The sequence below is a fragment of the Winogradskyella poriferorum genome, assembly GCF_036553625.1.
Lineage (GTDB): Bacteria > Bacteroidota > Bacteroidia > Flavobacteriales > Flavobacteriaceae > Winogradskyella > Winogradskyella poriferorum.
Genome location: NZ_JAZHOU010000001.1, coordinates 1,039,290 through 1,055,651, shown reverse-complemented (window position 1 = coordinate 1,055,651; position 16,362 = coordinate 1,039,290). Strand labels below are relative to the sequence as shown.

At 34.4% G+C, this 16,362-nt stretch carries 13 protein-coding genes; 2 read left to right on the top strand and 11 right to left on the bottom strand.

Features of this window, described 5'->3' with window-relative positions:
• Positions 1 to 91 precede the first annotated feature (91 nt).
• Entirely contained in the window at positions 92 to 3,904 is a 3,813-nt protein-coding gene (locus tag V1468_RS04750; RefSeq protein ID WP_331809090.1) for a S8 family serine peptidase, read from the bottom strand.
• Between the two features lie 166 nt (positions 3,905 to 4,070).
• Here V1468_RS04750 and V1468_RS04745 point away from each other — a divergent pair, with 166 nt between their 5' ends.
• Positions 4,071 to 5,762 carry an ABC transporter ATP-binding protein gene (locus tag V1468_RS04745; protein ID WP_331809089.1) on the top strand — a complete coding sequence of 564 codons (1,692 nt, stop codon included), beginning with the start codon at positions 4,071 to 4,073 and terminating at the stop codon, positions 5,760 to 5,762.
• 1 nt (position 5,763) lies between these two features.
• Positions 5,764 to 5,901: a hypothetical protein gene (locus V1468_RS04740; protein ID WP_331809088.1), complete on the top strand. Its 138-nt coding sequence runs from the start codon at positions 5,764 to 5,766 to the stop codon at positions 5,899 to 5,901.
• 151 nt (positions 5,902 to 6,052) lie between these two features.
• On the opposite strand, the gene V1468_RS04735 is transcribed toward V1468_RS04740, so the two are convergent.
• From V1468_RS04735 to trhO, 10 genes are all read right to left on the bottom strand, one after another.
• Positions 6,053 to 6,943, bottom strand: coding sequence for an alpha/beta hydrolase (locus tag V1468_RS04735; RefSeq protein ID WP_331809087.1), 891 nt, complete (start codon positions 6,941 to 6,943; stop codon positions 6,053 to 6,055).
• Positions 6,944 to 6,946: 3 nt separating this feature from the next.
• Positions 6,947 to 7,600, bottom strand: coding sequence for a CoA transferase subunit B (locus V1468_RS04730; protein ID WP_331809086.1), 654 nt, complete (start codon positions 7,598 to 7,600; stop codon positions 6,947 to 6,949).
• Between the two features lie 2 nt (positions 7,601 to 7,602).
• A complete protein-coding gene (locus V1468_RS04725) occupies positions 7,603 to 8,304 on the bottom strand; it encodes a CoA transferase subunit A (protein ID WP_331809085.1) in 702 nt (233 codons plus the stop codon).
• 91 nt (positions 8,305 to 8,395) lie between these two features.
• Positions 8,396 to 10,759 (bottom strand): penicillin-binding protein 1A, encoded by a 2,364-nt coding sequence (locus tag V1468_RS04720; protein ID WP_331809084.1) that lies wholly within the window; start codon positions 10,757 to 10,759, stop codon positions 8,396 to 8,398.
• A 5-nt stretch (positions 10,760 to 10,764) separates the two neighbouring features.
• Positions 10,765 to 11,268: a gliding motility lipoprotein GldH gene (locus V1468_RS04715; protein ID WP_331809083.1), complete on the bottom strand. Its 504-nt coding sequence runs from the start codon at positions 11,266 to 11,268 to the stop codon at positions 10,765 to 10,767.
• Positions 11,252 to 12,436, bottom strand: a complete 1,185-nt coding sequence (locus tag V1468_RS04710) for a PSP1 domain-containing protein (RefSeq protein WP_331809082.1) — start codon at positions 12,434 to 12,436, stop codon at positions 11,252 to 11,254. The genes V1468_RS04715 and V1468_RS04710 overlap by 17 nt, the downstream gene beginning before the upstream one ends.
• 127 nt (positions 12,437 to 12,563) lie before the next feature.
• A complete protein-coding gene (locus tag V1468_RS04705) occupies positions 12,564 to 12,794 on the bottom strand; it encodes a ferredoxin (RefSeq protein ID WP_331809081.1) in 231 nt (76 codons plus the stop codon).
• Complete coding sequence (locus V1468_RS04700) at positions 12,794 to 14,038, bottom strand: peptidase U32 family protein (protein WP_331809080.1); 1,245 nt, start codon at positions 14,036 to 14,038, stop codon at positions 12,794 to 12,796. The genes V1468_RS04705 and V1468_RS04700 overlap by 1 nt, the downstream gene beginning before the upstream one ends.
• Before the next feature lie 17 nt (positions 14,039 to 14,055).
• Positions 14,056 to 15,060: a radical SAM protein gene (locus tag V1468_RS04695; protein ID WP_331809079.1), complete on the bottom strand. Its 1,005-nt coding sequence runs from the start codon at positions 15,058 to 15,060 to the stop codon at positions 14,056 to 14,058.
• Complete coding sequence (trhO, locus tag V1468_RS04690; protein WP_331809078.1) at positions 15,061 to 16,134, bottom strand: oxygen-dependent tRNA uridine(34) hydroxylase TrhO; 1,074 nt, start codon at positions 16,132 to 16,134, stop codon at positions 15,061 to 15,063.
• Positions 16,135 to 16,362: the final 228 nt, after the last annotated feature.

Sequence of the window (16,362 nt, the reverse complement as noted above, 5' to 3'; positions counted from 1 at the left end):
CTAATTAAATTATACTAATTCGATATTTTTCATACCAAAAGCCTGAAAGTAAATTTTCCAGGCTTTTTGATTAACAAACTAATAAAAAAGATTACTCTTTAATAAATCGTTCTATTTTGGTCTTTTCTCCAATATTCACTTGAAGTATATATAATCCATTTTCAAGATTAGAAACATCAACTGTAGACGTATAACGACCTTTAGCAACTGTTTGCCCTAACATGTTTATAATTTCGAATGTCTGAGCCTCATAGCCTACTAAATCTACATTTAGTATGTCTTTTACAGGATTTGGACTCAATTTTAAATATTGATTAGGGTTATCTAAAACTATACCTGTGTTATATAATTGATTAGAACTTGTTGAACCTAAACAGAAATTAGTAGTCTCTGAACTTGTAAAAGAACCTCCAGATGCTAATGTTGCACCTGTGTCGGAATTTGTAAGTGTATAGGACCCATTTCCATAAGCACAGCAAATACCATCACCATAAGTATCAGTAATTACAAAATCATAACAACCAGAATCTAAACACCCAACATTAATATTTAATGTAGAACCATCTGCTTGCGAACCATAAGTTCCTCCAGAAGCTACTGTACTTCCAGAATCATCAATTAGACTCCACGCTGTTTCTTCTGGATAGTTGTCAAAGGTTATTGAAAGTGTTACATTAGAACAAGACCCAGAACCTCCACCTGTAGAAAGGCTAACAGCATCTACAGCCATATCTCCTTGCCAGGTTGTTCCTGTAACTCCATTAAATCTTAATTGAATACTTCCTCCAACGTAAGCGGCTAAGTTTACGCTAGCTGTTTGCCAAGAATTACCTTGGTTACCAGATTCACTCCAAACGCTAATCCAAGTTGACCCATCGTCATCACTTAATTCTAATGCCAAGCTTCCCATAGAAGTTGCACCATACATATGATAATCAAATTCAAATGTTGCCTGACTTGCAGAAGTTAAATCAAAACATGGAGAATTTAAAATCGCACGTTTTGTAGAGTAGTTTGGTGATGAAGACTCCATGTAAATATAATATGAACCAGAATTTGCACTTGAAGGTCCTGTATTACTTGATGGAGTACTACCACTTCTTAAAGTCCAATTGAAATCATCTCCAGAACTTTGTGACCAAGCTCCCAGTGTATTTTCGAAACTCTCAGAGTATGGGAAAGAAGAGATTCCACCCGAACAACCTGATCCACTAACTGGATCTAATGTTGTAACATTAATCGTATTACTAGCTGATGATACATTACCTTCAGCATCAAAAGCTGTAACATAAAAAGAGTAGGTGGTACTCTCTGATAAACCTGTTATGTTTGCAGATGTCGAAGTAACAGTACCTATTGAAGAACCATTTGAAAACACTTCATAACCTGTTACACCAACATTATCTGAAGACGCATTCCAAGATAAATCAGTTGTAGTTTGCGTTGTGTTTGAAGCTGTTAAGCTCGTTGGTGCTGTTGGTGCTTGCGTATCTGATGCGTTATCAAAAACATTAATATCATCTATAGTTGCATCTCCTGTGTATGAAGTTCCTGTAGTATTTTGAAAACGTAACTGAACTGTACTGTAACTTGCTAAACTAACTTCGGCTTCTTGCCAAGAATTACCTTGATTTCCAGAAAGGCTCCAGATGGTTGTCCAAGTCGACGACCCATTTACTTTAGCTTGTAACCTTAAGGTTCCCATAGCCGATCCATACATATGATATTGAAAAGTCATTGCTGGATTGGTAAGACCACTTAAATCAAAACAAGGTCCTTCTAAAATTGCTTCTTTTGAAGGGTAGTTTGGACTTGAAGCTTCAGTATAAACGTAATAAGTACCTTCTACAGCACTTGAAGGTCCAGTACTACTTGATGGTGTTCCAGCAGAATCTCTGGTCCAATCCATATCATCATCAGAGCTTTGAGACCACGCTCCTAAACTACTCTCAAACCCTTCAGAATATGGAAAAGAAGATACTGTTGTACTACAATCTAAAACAGACTGCGTTGTTGTAACATTTAACACAGAAGACTGAGCAGAAGTGTTTCCTGCGGCATCATAAGCCGAAACTCTAATAGCATATGTTGTATCTGGGGTTAATCCTGATATCGTAATTGATGTTCCTGATACGCTTCCGTATAAAGACCCATTAACATAAACATTGTAACCTGTAACACCAACATTATCTGAAGAAGCATTCCAACTAACGTCAAATGAAGATGAACCTATGTTTGATGCCGCAAGACCAGATGGAACACTTGGAGCCTGATCATCAACACTTCCTCCTGCAGCTAAAACTGCCGCATAAGCATTAACAAGTCCTGCTCCAAATTGATTGGCATCACCTACACTTTTAGTAGTTGTGTATAATATATTTTCAACTTCACTCTTAGTAAGGTTTGGATTTACAGAAAGTACCAGTGCAGCAACCGCAGAAACCTGAGGAGTAGCTCCCGAAGTACCACCCATAGAATCGCTATAATCACCACTATACCAACCAGCACTACCTACTCGATCTAATGTTCTTAAACCATGAGTACCTGTAGAATACCATTGACCTCCTTGCTGTACCCAATCATCATCACTTGGCGCAGCAATATCTAAAGCAGGACCATAATTACTATACATACTTCTTCCTCCATCACCAGAAATACCACCAACTGCCATAACATTTGGCAAATTGGCAGGATAACTTACACATGTCTGAAAATCATTACCAGACGCAATCATTATTAAACATCCTTTTCCATTACGTCCACTATTTGCAGCGTAAGTAAATGCATCTGTTATAGAAGATACATTGTAAGTACAAGAACCAAATCCCCAAGAATTAGAAAGTACATCTGCTCCTTGATTTACAGCCCAGGTAATACCATCAGCAACATCGGCATTTGATGTATTAGGATCAAATATATTTATACTAAAGGTACTTGCACCTGGAGCAATTCCTGCTGCACCAATAGTATTGTGCTGTGCACTAATTAAACCCGAAACTTGTTGACCATGACCATCTCCACTTGTAGAAGGTGTTCCGTTTCCATTATTTGCTGGTGTATAACCAGTTAAAAGAGTAGGCATATCAGGATGAGCCTCTACACCATCATCTATAACCGCAACAACGATACTAGAGTTTCCTGTTGTAATTCCCCAAGCTTCAGGAGCGTTAACATCTATATCAGCTACTAAGGCCTTACCATCTACTGATCCACCTGTGTTATTTAAGTGCCAGGAATCGCTATACATAGGGTCATTAGTGGATTTTACCAACTCTACTTTAAAATCTGGTTCACCCCATTTTAAAACATCCATTTCATGAAGTTCTTGTATAAGATTTAGTTGATTTTCAATTTCGTCAACTTTAAGCAAATATGTATCCTTATTAACAATATTCTTTATTAATTGGGCACCATATTCATTTAAAACTGATGAAATGTCTTCCAAATCTACTCCTTCATTTAAACGAATAGTTACTCTTTTGGTAAACCAAGCCTGCTTATCACCAATCATAAATGCTGGTAACACATCGTACGCACCTTCATTTTGAAGTCCGTAAGAATTTAAAAAAGCTTTACGCTCTTCAAGAGTTTGAATAGAATTTAAGTTGTTGGTAGATTTTAAAATAATCACCCCTTTTTTATCCATTACGCTAACTTCTTTAGAATCTCCATTAAGCGAAAGTTTATTTATAAAATTTTGCTTTGTGCTTTCTGGTACTATATCATTGTTAAAATAAATAGCTACTGAACTATAGTCTGGTTGCATATAAACCTTACCATTTGTATCTATATAATATAGGTCTGAATTTTCTTTAGTCCAGTCTTGAGCATTTATATTAAATATAATGCCTAATAAAAAGGTAACTGCCAAAAATGATTTGAGATTAGTAAAAGCTTTTTTCATAAAAATAAATAGTTTAATGGTTAATATTTTAATAATTCTTTAACAAATTATGAAAATTGTTAAAGAATTTTAGTTTTTACGAAAACGTTTTCGACAAAATACATTCGCTTTAATTATTATTGCGTTTTTACCGTAAAGCATTTGAAGAAAATGACTACATTTACTTATGACACATAAAAAATTGTTGAGCATAAAGGACTTAAACATTTCTGCATTTAAGTCTCGTCAAGAGCACAAAATTATCAGTAACATTTCCTATGATTTATTTGAAAATGAAATTGTAGCTGTTGTTGGTGAATCTGGTTCTGGAAAATCCGTCTCATCTCTAGCTTTAATGGGCTTATTACCAAAGCAAATCTTAAAAATAACATCGGGATCTATCACTTTTGAAAATAAAGAATTAGTACAACTTTCGGATAAGAACTTTCAAAAGATTCGAGGTAATCAAATCTCAATGATTTTTCAAGAACCGATGAGTTCTTTAAACCCTTCTATGCGATGTGGCAATCAAATTGAAGAGATTTTGAAACAGCACACTAACTTATCTAGACTTGAAATTAAAGATGAAATCATTTCACTTTTTGAAAAGGTAAAACTGCCCAATCCTAAAAGGATCTATAAGTCTTATCCACATGAAATCTCAGGCGGTCAAAAACAAAGAGTTATGATTGCTATGGCCATAGCATGTAAACCGCAAATCCTTATTGCAGACGAGCCCACAACCGCATTAGATGTTACCGTACAAAAAGAGATATTAATGCTCCTTAAAGAAATACAGAAGGAAACAAAAATGAGTGTTTTGTTTATTTCTCATGATTTATCTCTTGTTTCTGAACTTGCAGATAGAGTAATGGTAATGTATAATGGTGAAATTGTTGAGCAAGGTGCAACGTCTTTAATCTTTAACCAACCAAAGCATATATATACAAGAGCGCTTATTAACGCGCGACCTTCAACAAAAACGAGATTAAAACAATTACCTACAATTTCGGATTTTATAAACGGAGAGATTAATAATGATATTATCTCAAAAGAAGAACGAACTGCCAACCATAAAAAATTATATGCTAAGGAACCTTTACTTGAAGTTGTCGATGTCGAAAAAGTTTATCTTTCTAATAAAGGATTGTTTTCAAAAGACACAGCCTTTAAAGCTGTAGATGGAGTAAGCTTTAAGGTATATCCTGGAGAAACTATTGGTTTGGTTGGTGAGTCTGGTTGTGGCAAATCCACTTTAGGCAATGCCATACTTCAATTAGATAAAGCAACTTCTGGAAGTATTAAATACAAAGGAAAGGATATAACCAATCTAAAAAAATCTGAATTAAGAGCTTTAAGGAAAGACATTCAAATTATATTTCAAGATCCATTTGCATCACTAAATCCAAGGATGACTGTGGGCAATGCCATAATCGAACCCATGAAAGTTCATAACATTGGCAATTCTTTTGAAGAAAGAAAAGAAAAGGTTCTGGATATCTTAACAAGAGTAGGATTAGATACTTCTAGTTTTTATAAATATCCTCATGAGTTTTCTGGAGGCCAAAGACAACGTGTTGGTATTGCCAGAACTATTGCGCTACAGCCTCAACTTATTGTTTGCGACGAATCAGTTTCTGCTTTAGACATTTCTGTACAAGCACAAGTACTTAATCTATTAAATGATCTAAAAGCTCAGTTTGGATTTACCTATATTTTTATTTCTCATGATCTTGCTGTTGTTAAATACATGGCAGACCAATTACTGGTAATGAATAAAGGTAAAATTGAAGAAATTGGAGATGCTGATAAGATTTATGCTTCTCCTGAAAGAGAGTATACTAAAAAATTAATTCATGCTATCCCAAAAGGGTTATAGCATGAATATTTTCTTAGTTAACTTTAAAACACCCGAAATTACCTTCATAGTGTTTCTTAAGTTTGAAAACATCACGTTTTCATTTAAAGTAGGTTCTGGTAGATTTGATTTGGTTTTCATAAGCTTTGGTTTATGCTAGATTTGGGGCAAAATCTGTAAATTAAGTTTATGGTAAATTAGGGTTAATTTAGTTTTTGATTTGGGATGACTAATATCTAATTAATTTTTATTTTTTCTGTTTAAAAGCACTATAAATCGATGAAATGCATTTATTTTTAACATTTAAGAGTTTATTCGCTCTTTTTTAAAAGAAAGTTGAACAGTTTTGTAGCGTAATTTTCTCCACCTGTATTAAACAAACCATAATGACCTCCTCCTTCAACGGCAACAAATTCTTTTTCTTTTGATGCTAAATTTGAAAATAAAGCTTTACCATATTCAAAACTGATATTTTTATCTGCATTACCATGAGCAATAAGTACTGGTTGATTAATGTATTTTACAGATTCTAAGGGCTTAACTTTATCTGGATTAAAATCTGTAAGTTCACTTGCTTTATCTAAGGTTAAATCGCATATCCACTTTAATCCTATTCCAAAAAAATATCTCGCTTGATAGTCATATACAATTTGTCTTAAATCGGTAAATGTACTTTCTATAACTCCAAAATTTAGCCTTTTATCATACTCCATAGCCTGCAACGCAATTGCACCTCCTAAAGAATTTCCCCATATACCAACTTTTGCATCTTGCCTTACTTTTTTAATTTCATCAATTATTATTGAAATGTCTTTCTTTTCTAAATATCCGTAGGTAGAAAATTTCCCTTCACTTTTGCCATGAGCTCTATTATCAAAAATCCAACTTTCAAATCCCAACTCAGCAAGGGAAATAGCTAAACTTGTAAAGTGCTCTTTACAGCCTCCAATTCCATGTACCAATATGATTGATGCTCTTGTAGAATCTGCTAAAGATGTCACACGATAACCCGTTAAATTAATACCATCAAAAGATTTTAAATTAACTACTTCGTAAGGTATGTTATTAGAGTCTAAGTGATTTTCGCTATTTACTCTTTGAGGATGTAAAATAGCATAGGGTAGGACATGTTGTGTTATGACATAAATAGATATGCCTATAAAAAATATGAGCCCAATTAGTATTTTGTTACGTCTTTTCAAACGTTAAATAGCCATCTCAGGAATATCTCCTTCTATAATTAAATGTCCTTCTGTTGCTTTTTGGATCTCTTCTACAGAAACACCTGGTGCACGCTCTAACAATTTAAAACCTTCAGCTGTTACCTCTATTACAGCCAGATTGGTTACTATTTTCTTTACACAACCAACACCTGTTAAAGGTAAAGTACAGGATTTTAAAAGTTTGGATGCTCCTGCTCTATTGGTATGCATCATAGCTACAATAATATTTTCTGCACTTGCTACCAAATCCATAGCGCCTCCCATGCCTTTTACCATTTTACCTGGTATTTTCCAGTTGGCAATATCTCCATTCTCAGCAACTTCCATTGCGCCAAGAATTGTTAAATCTACATGCTGGCCTCTAATCATAGAAAAACTCATTGCCGAATCAAAAAAGGAGGCTCCTGGCAATGTTGTTATGGTTTGTTTTCCTGCATTAATAACATCGGCATCTTCTTCACCTTCAAATGGAAATGGTCCCATACCAAGGACTCCATTCTCACTTTGAAACTCTACTTCTATATCGTCTCTTACAAAATTAGCCACCAAAGTTGGTATACCTATACCAAGGTTTACATAGTAACCATCTTTTACTTCTTTTGCAATTCGTTTTGCTATTCCGTTTTTATCTAACATAACTAACTTCTTTGTCTTACCGTTCTTTGCTCTATTCTCTTTTCATAATGCGCTCCCTCAAATATTCTTTGTACAAATATGCCAGGAATATGTATCTGATTTGGATCTAACTCTCCAACAGGAACCAGCTCTTCTACCTCAGCAACTGTAATGTTAGCGGCACCACACATATTAGGATTAAAATTACGAGCTGTACCTTTAAAAATAAGATTACCTGCAGCATCACCTTTCCAAGCTTTAATAAACCCAAAATCGGCTTTAAAAGCATGCTCTAACACATACATTTTACCATTAAATTCTCTCGTTTCTTTGCCTTCTGCAACTTCGGTACCATAACCTGCTGGAGTAAAAAATGCAGGGAAACCAGCCTGAGCGGCTCTTGCTCGTTCTGCCAATGTACCTTGAGGTATTAATTCTACTTCAAGCTCTCCTGAAAGCATTTGGCGTTCAAATTCGTCATTTTCTCCTACGTATGACGATATCATTTTTTTGATTTGTTTTTGCTGAAGTAATAAGCCTAAACCAAAATCATCTACACCTGCATTATTAGAAATACATGTTAAACCTTTTACATTTAATTTTACGAGCTCTGCTATTGCATTTTCTGGTATACCTGATAAGCCGAAACCTCCAAACATAAAGGTCATGTTGTCCTTTACGCCTTGTAAAGCTTCAGTAACATTAGCTACTTTTTTATTAATCATGATTGTATATTTTTCCTTTTGGAAAAATACAAAACAATGCTATAAATTAATAGTTTCTTATAAAATAAATAAGGGTGTGACTATGTTGTATTTAATCGAAATCTATTTCAATTTCATTGTCTTCGCTACTCTCACTTTCATCAATTAAATCGCCCTCATCTTTTGCGGTACAATCTATATTAATCGATAATTCTGAAGGCTTTTCGAACTCGTCTTTAGAGACATTAAGTGTTTTATCTGCATAACAAGCTTTCATATACAATCCCCAAATCGGTAATGCCATAGAAGCTCCTTGACCATAAGAAATACTTTTAAAATGTGCTGCTCTATCTTCTGCACCAACCCAAACACCTGTTACCAAATTTGGCACCATTCCCATAAACCAACCATCACTCTGATTTTGAGTTGTACCTGTTTTTCCTGCTATTGGATTTGTTAATTCATAAGGGTAGCCTGTGATAATTTCTTTATAAACAGCATTCCATTTGTCAAACCCTTTATGTCTTAATCTACGACCAGAACCAGCTTGTGTTACACCTTCCATTAAATTCACAGTAACATATGCCACCTCTTCACTTAACACATCTTTACTTTCTGGTGCTACTTGATAAAGTACTGTGCCGTTTTTATCTTCAATACGTGTAACCATTACTGGTGTATTGTAAACACCTTTATTAGCAAAGGTTGAATACGCTGCGACCATTTCATATACACTAATATCTGGTGTACCTAGAGCTATTGCTGGTACTGGTAAGATATCTTGCTCTACTCCTAATTTTTTAGCCATTTCAACTACAGGTTGCGGACCAATCTCGTTCATTAAACGAGCTGTAATGGTATTTGTAGAACTTGCTAATGCATCCTTTAGGGTTTGCTTACCCGAGTAATTTCCATCCGAATTCTTAGTCGTCCATGGTTCTGGATTTCCAAATTTATTAGCCTCTATAGTAATAGGTGTTCTTGGGAAAGAATCGCATGGAGATACTTGCAATTGGTCTATTGCTGTGGCATAAACAAAAGGCTTAAAGGTAGAACCAACTTGTCGTTTTCCCTGCTTAACCATATCATATTTAAAATGCTTATAATTCATACCACCAACCCATGCTTTTACATGACCATTAGATGGGTCCATAGACATCATACCAGGACGTAAAAAGGATTTGTAATATCGCATAGAATCTATTGGCTTCATTACGGTATCTACCTCACTTGGTTTACCATCTGTCCATTTAAACACTGTCATTTCAACAGGTTTATGAAATGATGCTTCTATTTCTTTATCAGATTTACCTTGTTCCTTTAGAATTCTCCAACGCTCACCTCTTCGCATTCCTGCTTTAAGTAGATTATTAACTTCAGATTTTGACAACTCTAAAAATGGAGCTGTAGGATTTCTATCTGGTGTATTTTGGTGATCAAATTCTGCTTGTAACCTAGGCATATGCAGTGCAATAGCTTCTTCGGCATATTTTTGCATACGCGAATCAATGGTAACAAACACCTTTAACCCGTCACTATACAAGTCGTATTTAGAACCATCTGGTTTTCTATTAGCTTCTTCATTTGCCCAATCTTTCATGAAAGCTCTTAGGTATTCTCTAAAATAAGTTGCAATCCCTTCTCGATGTGATTCTGGAGTATAATTAAGATCTAATTCTGTGGCTTGTAAAGAATCTTTTACCTCTTCTGTAATATAGCCGTACTTATGCATTTGAGCCAAGACAACATTACGTCTATTTTTAGTTCCAACAGGATTTTTATGAGGTCTAGGATTGTATAATGAAGAATTTTTGAACATCCCAACTAACATAGCTGACTCCTTAATGTCTAAATCTCTTGGTTCCTTTCCAAAATAAATTCTAGATGCCGAACGAATACCATCTGCATGATTATTAAAGTCGTAAATATTGAAATACTGAGTTATTATTTCCTCCTTGGTGTATTGACGTTCTAGACGGATAGCAATAATCCACTCTCTTACTTTTTGAAGCGCTCGTTCAAATTTATTTTGAGACACCTGATCCGTGAATAACTGCTTTGCCAATTGCTGAGATATTGTACTCGCTCCACCTCCGCTTCCTAATTTAAATATTGCTCGAAGTGTTCCTCTTCCATCAATTCCTGAATGGTCATAAAAGCGAATATCTTCAGTAGCAACTAAAGCATCAACTAAGTGTTTTGGTAAATCGTCATATCCCACAGGTGTTCTATTATCATCAAAATAAAACTTACCTAGTGTAACACCATCTGAAGAAATGATTTCTGTTGCTAAGTTCGTTTCAGGATTTTCTAATCTGGTATGATCTGGCATCTCTCCTAACAGTCCCCAAGACGCAAAAAGAAATAACAATACTACAGCAAGAACACCTCCTGCAAATAGCATCCAAAACCATCTTACATATTTTGAAAAATCTACTGTTTCTGCTTTAGATTTTGTTGTCTTCTTTTTTGCCATAACACCTAATTTTGAGCTGATTCTACCCTAAAACCTATATCTGTAATTCCTTCTAAATTTTCAACACCATTGACCTCTCCGTTTTTTCGCATAGCATGTTGAATATTTACGCTATAATCTCCGTTTTCTGTAAATTTAAATGGAGATTTATAACCTCTATACCAAAGTTTATTTTCTTTTATATCTGTAAATCCCGAACCCAAAAGTTCACCGTTTTTTGCAGCCATTTTATATTCTAATGTATCTGTAATGGCTTTACCATTAGGATAATTTAATTCTACAATGAGAAACAAATTGCTATATGCATAGTCATTATTGTTTCTTAGATTAACGTAAAGATTATAATTATTTGTAGTGTCTGGTGCTTTAAAATAAAACGTTGCTATTGAATCTTTATGCCACTGATTTGGAACAGATTTATACTCATCAAAAACGGCTTTAGAATCGCAGCTTGTACCCAAAAACAAACTTACAAGGGCTAGCAATAACCAATTAGTTCTTCTTTGCATTTTGTTTTTGATTGCGATTTTTGTTACGGTTTTTATTTCTGTTCCTATTCTTATTACGTTTCTTTTTAGGTTTTGGATTATCGAAACGTGTTAAACTGTCTTGACCTACAACGTTTTCAAACTCTGTTTTAGTGTCTTGTATGTGCTCTGCAGCATATTCTTCAAGACTTGCGACTTTTTCTCTTTTCTTGTTTTTTGAAATAATCTCATTGGCTTGCGCTGCAGTAATTACATGCCAATTCATCCATTCTCCCTCATATGCATACCACATAAGACCTTTAAAGATATCTGTCTTTTGGCAAACTGCTGTTCCCTTTTCTGTATATAGTTTTGTATCGTTTTTTGGGAAAGCTTTTAAGGCATCTAAATAAGCATCTAGTTCGTAATTAAGACAACACTTAAGCTTACCGCACTGTCCTGCTAACTTTAATGGATTTAATGACAATTGCTGGTACCTTGCTGCTGAAGTACTCACCGATCTAAAATCGGTTAACCAAGTAGAACAACATAATTCTCTTCCACAAGAACCAATACCTCCAAGTCTTGCTGCCTCTTGTCTAAAACCAACCTGACGCATTTCAATTCTTGTTTTAAATTCTCTTGCAAAGACTTTAATTAGTTCTCTAAAATCTACACGTTCTTCTGCAGTATAGTAAAATGTAGCCTTACTCCCATCTCCTTGATATTCGATATCAGAGATTTTCATTTTTAGGTTAAGGTCTATAGCAAACTGTCTTGCTTTAACCTTCATTGGTTCTTCCTTATCTCTAGAACTAGACCAAATATCTATATCCTTTTGAGATGCTTTACGGTATATTTTTAAAACATTTTCTGAATCTTCAATATCAATTTTTTTGCGTTTCATTTGTACACGCACCAATTCACCCGTTAAGGTTACCATACCAATATCATGACCAGATTTTGCTTGAGTGGCAACAATGTCGCCAATACTTAATGTGAGATTTTCTGTATTTTTATAATATTGTTTTCTTCCATTTTTAAAACGTACTTCAACACCTATAAAAGGTTCTTGTCCGTTTGGAAGTGACATATTAGCCAACCAGTCAAAAACAGTAAGTTTATTGCAGCTATCTGTGCCACAAGTCCCATTGTTTTTACATCCTTTTGGCTGACCGTCTTTACCAGTTGCGCAACTGTTACAAGCCATATAGAATTATATATATTGAATCTAGACTACTTAAAGCCTAAATAAAGGATTCATAAAATTATTAAAGAGTAAAGATATGATTTTTTAGTGTTTTATATAGATATCCTTAAAAGATGTATTTTAGAATCTAAACTTGCTTTACGCTAATAATATTAACAGGACATGCTTTTGAAGCATTCTGACTTGGCTCTAAAATTTCATAATCCTTAGATTTTAGTGTGTAAAATCCTTTCTTTTCTTCCGCATGTAACAGCACTGATTTTCCATCTCTCTTAGACATCTGAAATTGTTGTGGCGCCAATTCTACACAGTAATTACAACCAATGCACTTGTTGCGTTGTAATGTAATAATAACCATTAGGCTTCAACTTTATTTTCTACAATTTTGTAGAGTTTGTCTGATGGTCTTACCCTAAAATCTAATGGAATGGTTATAGCATCTCCTTTAGTACCTTTTTCTTGTGGCTTGTCATTGACCAGCATTTCTTTTAATTCAAATTCTTTAGCTCCAGTTGTAGGTCCTGTAATTAAAATTGTATCACCAAGAGAAATGTCGTAAGCCTCAATCTTAAACTCTCCGATTTTAGCCTTTGGAAAATAATGCACACCTTTACCTATATAAACTTTCTTTTGGGTAGCGTGACTGCCTGAGCCTTTGCTCCACTCTCCTAGCTTCTGCCCTAAGTAATAGCCACTCCAAAATCCTCTATTATAAACTTTTTCTAAGTCTTGCATCCAAGAGATAACTTGCTCTTTAGAATACGTTCCATTTTCTAAACTATCTATAGCTTCTCTGTAGCACTTAATTACTTTAGCTACATATTCTGGTGCTCTACCTCTACCTTCAATTTTTAAAACCTTAATACCTGCATCTGCTACTTGATTTAAAAAGTCTATGGTACATAAATCTTTTGGTGACATTATATACTCATTATCCAACTCCATTTGTATACCTGTTTCCTGATCTACAACCGTATACTTTTTTCTACAGTTTTGCTTACAAGCACCTCTATTAGCAGAAGAATTATAAGCATGTAAACTCATATAACATTTACCAGAAACTGCCATGCAAAGTGCTCCATGACCAAAAATTTCTATCTCTACCAATCTACCTGAAGGCCCTTTGATTTGTTCTTTCTCTATTTGCTCAGTTATGTGTTTTACCTGGCGCAAACTTAACTCTCTACTCAAAACCATAGTATCTGCAAACATGGCATAGAACTTTACAGTTTCAAGATTGGTGATGTTTATTTGAGTTGAGATATGTACTTCCATATCAAACTCCCTCGCTATGGCAATAACCGCTTGGTCCATAGCTATAACCGCTGTAATATCTGACTCTTTTGCCTTTTTAACCAAGGTTTTTACGATAGATAAATCATGATCGTAAATAATGGTATTTAGCGTTAAATAGGTTCTTACATTTTTGGCCTTACAACGTTGAGCAATTTCTTCTAAATCGTCTAGTGTGAAATTTATCGATGCTCTAGCACGCATATTTAACTGCTCTACACCAAAATATATAGAGTCGGCTCCATTATCTAACGCTGCCTGAAGGGATTCAAAATTTCCTGCAGGCGCCATAAGTTCAATCTTTTGCATCTCTTTGTACTTTACTCTTAATTAAATTCTATCTCGTAGTTGAGTTTATTGGATAGTGATCTAAGCTTGGATTTAGTTTTGAAAACATTAGATAACAATAATTTACTCCATCCTATCTTCTTGGAGAACTCATTAAAGGACTCTTCACGCCAATTAAAGCCTTCTTTCCAAAATTTATTAGGAGATATGTAACAAAAGGTATAATCGAAAACAAAACTAGAGTCATTTTCTCCTTTTAATATAGATAAACTATCTGGCGCCATTAACGTAATGCGATGGCTAGAGCACTGCTGCCTAACATTTTTTATGAGGTCTAAATAATCATCCTCTAAAGAAGAAACATCAAAATCGTTATACTCTGTGTTACCAATCTTTTGAATTGGTCTTAATTGAAGAATATCGAAACTTTCACCATTAAAATGCTTAAAGAAATCCTTGAGTTCGTAAAAGTTGTCTTTATTAAAGGTGTAGTTTATTCTTACTTTAAAATCGTAAGTCTTTTTAAGTTCAACAAAGGCATTTAAAGCATTCTGAAATTTTTCGTAACTCGCCTTTTTCATAAAACTTTCATAACTCTCTTTGGTCACTCCATGAAGCGAAATTGTAAACTCATTAAGTCCCGCTTTTAAAAGCGGTTCAATGTTTTCTTTAGTTAATAAGTTTGCGTTTGTAGTTATAGAAATATACGGTACTTTATATTGTTTACCTAATTCTACAATTCTTACTAAATTTTTATACAATGTTGGCTCGGTACCACAGCCAATTTGCAATTTTAAAGCACGATTAAAAATCGTTTTTGCAACCTTCTCTAAATCGTCTTCCTTAAACTGTCCTTTAAGTGTTTTTACATAGTCTGCGTCTGTGAAATAACACATTTTGCAGCGTAAGTTACAAGCTAGTACAGGATCTAAATTCACCGCTAAATAGCGCTTGTTGAATTTATGTAGCAGATAAAGCCCTAAAAACTTAATTCTATGGCTTTTTATTTTTCTGTTGAGCTGTAATAGCTTATAAATATTCATTTATTTAGAGGTATTGCTTTGTGCTTCAAAAATGTTTCGCAAATCCTTTTTGTATGGTAAGTGATCGGCTCTACCCTTTTTAAATATATCGTTGCTGTTACCCTGTCCTTTGCGTAATGCTTTTTGTTCCTCGTAAGGCAGTTTTATGATTTCCTGGCAATGTGTAGAACAGCAGTTATCCATTTTTTCTTTACACTCATCACATTGAATAAATAATAAATGGCAAGCCTCATTTACACAATTAGTATGTGTGTCTGCCGGTTTTCCACATTGGTGGCAGTTAGCAATAACATCATCACTAATACGTTCTGAGCGTCTTTGATCGAACACAAAGTTTTTACCTATAAACTTGTTTTCTAAACCCTCAGACTCTACCTGACGGGTATAATTTATAATACCTCCTTCTAGCTGAAACACATTTTTAAATCCCTTGTGTTTGTAATAAGCACTGGCTTTTTCGCAACGAATCCCACCAGTACAATACATCACTAACTTTTTATCTTCCTTGTGCTCTCTAAGATCTTCTTCAATTAAATCTAAAGATTCTCTAAAGGTGTCTACATCTGGTGTAATGGCATTTTTAAAATGTCCTATCTCGCTCTCATAATGATTTCGCATATCTACTAAAACCGTATCTGGATCTTCAATAAGCGCATTAAATTGCTCTGCATCTACATGAACACCTTTGTTGGTTACATCAAACGTATCGTCATTAAGACCATCAGCTACAATTTTGTGACGCACTTTTACTTTTAATTTCAAAAAGGCAAAATTATCATGCTCTATGGCAATGTTTAATCTTACATTTTCTAAAAAAGTGATTGTGTCTAAGTGGTTTTTGAAAGCCTCAAAATTTTCTGCTGGAACAGATAGTTGGGCATTAATACCTTCGTGGGCTACATAGATTCTACCCAAGACGTCCAAAGCGTCCCATGCCAAAAACATGTGATTTCTAAATATCTGTGTGTTGCCAATTTTGGCGTACTTATAGAAAGAGATCGTTAAGCGCTCTTTTCCCGCTTTTTCGATAAGTTCTGCTCTTTCTTTAGCACTTAAGTTATTGTACAGTTGCATGCTATACTAATTTTTAAGGTTAAAGAATTTTGTGCAAAGGTATTATTTTTAGCTAAGTAGCATAAAAAAAGCACTTTGAATTTATCAAAGTGCCTTCCAACTAAAATATTATTATGAAAAAATATTTCTACTTTAGTACCAGGCTGCTAACCCTATTAACAGCCCAGTAACTAAATACCTTAAGATTCAATTGTAAACTAATTGAAAAATAGTTAGAGAAATTTTCGG

Coding starts and splice junctions, on each gene's coding strand:
- V1468_RS04695 (WP_331809079.1), bottom strand. CDS start 15,060: ATGAATATTTATAAGCTATTACAGCTCAACAGAAAAATAAAAAGCCAT.
- V1468_RS04700 (WP_331809080.1), bottom strand. CDS start 14,038: ATGCAAAAGATTGAACTTATGGCGCCTGCAGGAAATTTTGAATCCCTT.
- V1468_RS04745 (WP_331809089.1), top strand. CDS start 4,071: ATGACACATAAAAAATTGTTGAGCATAAAGGACTTAAACATTTCTGCA.
- V1468_RS04705 (WP_331809081.1), bottom strand. CDS start 12,794: ATGGTTATTATTACATTACAACGCAACAAGTGCATTGGTTGTAATTAC.
- V1468_RS04715 (WP_331809083.1), bottom strand. CDS start 11,268: ATGCAAAGAAGAACTAATTGGTTATTGCTAGCCCTTGTAAGTTTGTTT.
- V1468_RS04725 (WP_331809085.1), bottom strand. CDS start 8,304: ATGATTAATAAAAAAGTAGCTAATGTTACTGAAGCTTTACAAGGCGTA.
- V1468_RS04730 (WP_331809086.1), bottom strand. CDS start 7,600: ATGTTAGATAAAAACGGAATAGCAAAACGAATTGCAAAAGAAGTAAAA.
- trhO (WP_331809078.1), bottom strand. CDS start 16,134: ATGCAACTGTACAATAACTTAAGTGCTAAAGAAAGAGCAGAACTTATC.
- V1468_RS04750 (WP_331809090.1), bottom strand. CDS start 3,904: ATGAAAAAAGCTTTTACTAATCTCAAATCATTTTTGGCAGTTACCTTT.
- V1468_RS04710 (WP_331809082.1), bottom strand. CDS start 12,436: ATGGCTTGTAACAGTTGCGCAACTGGTAAAGACGGTCAGCCAAAAGGA.
- V1468_RS04720 (WP_331809084.1), bottom strand. CDS start 10,759: ATGGCAAAAAAGAAGACAACAAAATCTAAAGCAGAAACAGTAGATTTT.
- V1468_RS04740 (WP_331809088.1), top strand. CDS start 5,764: ATGAATATTTTCTTAGTTAACTTTAAAACACCCGAAATTACCTTCATA.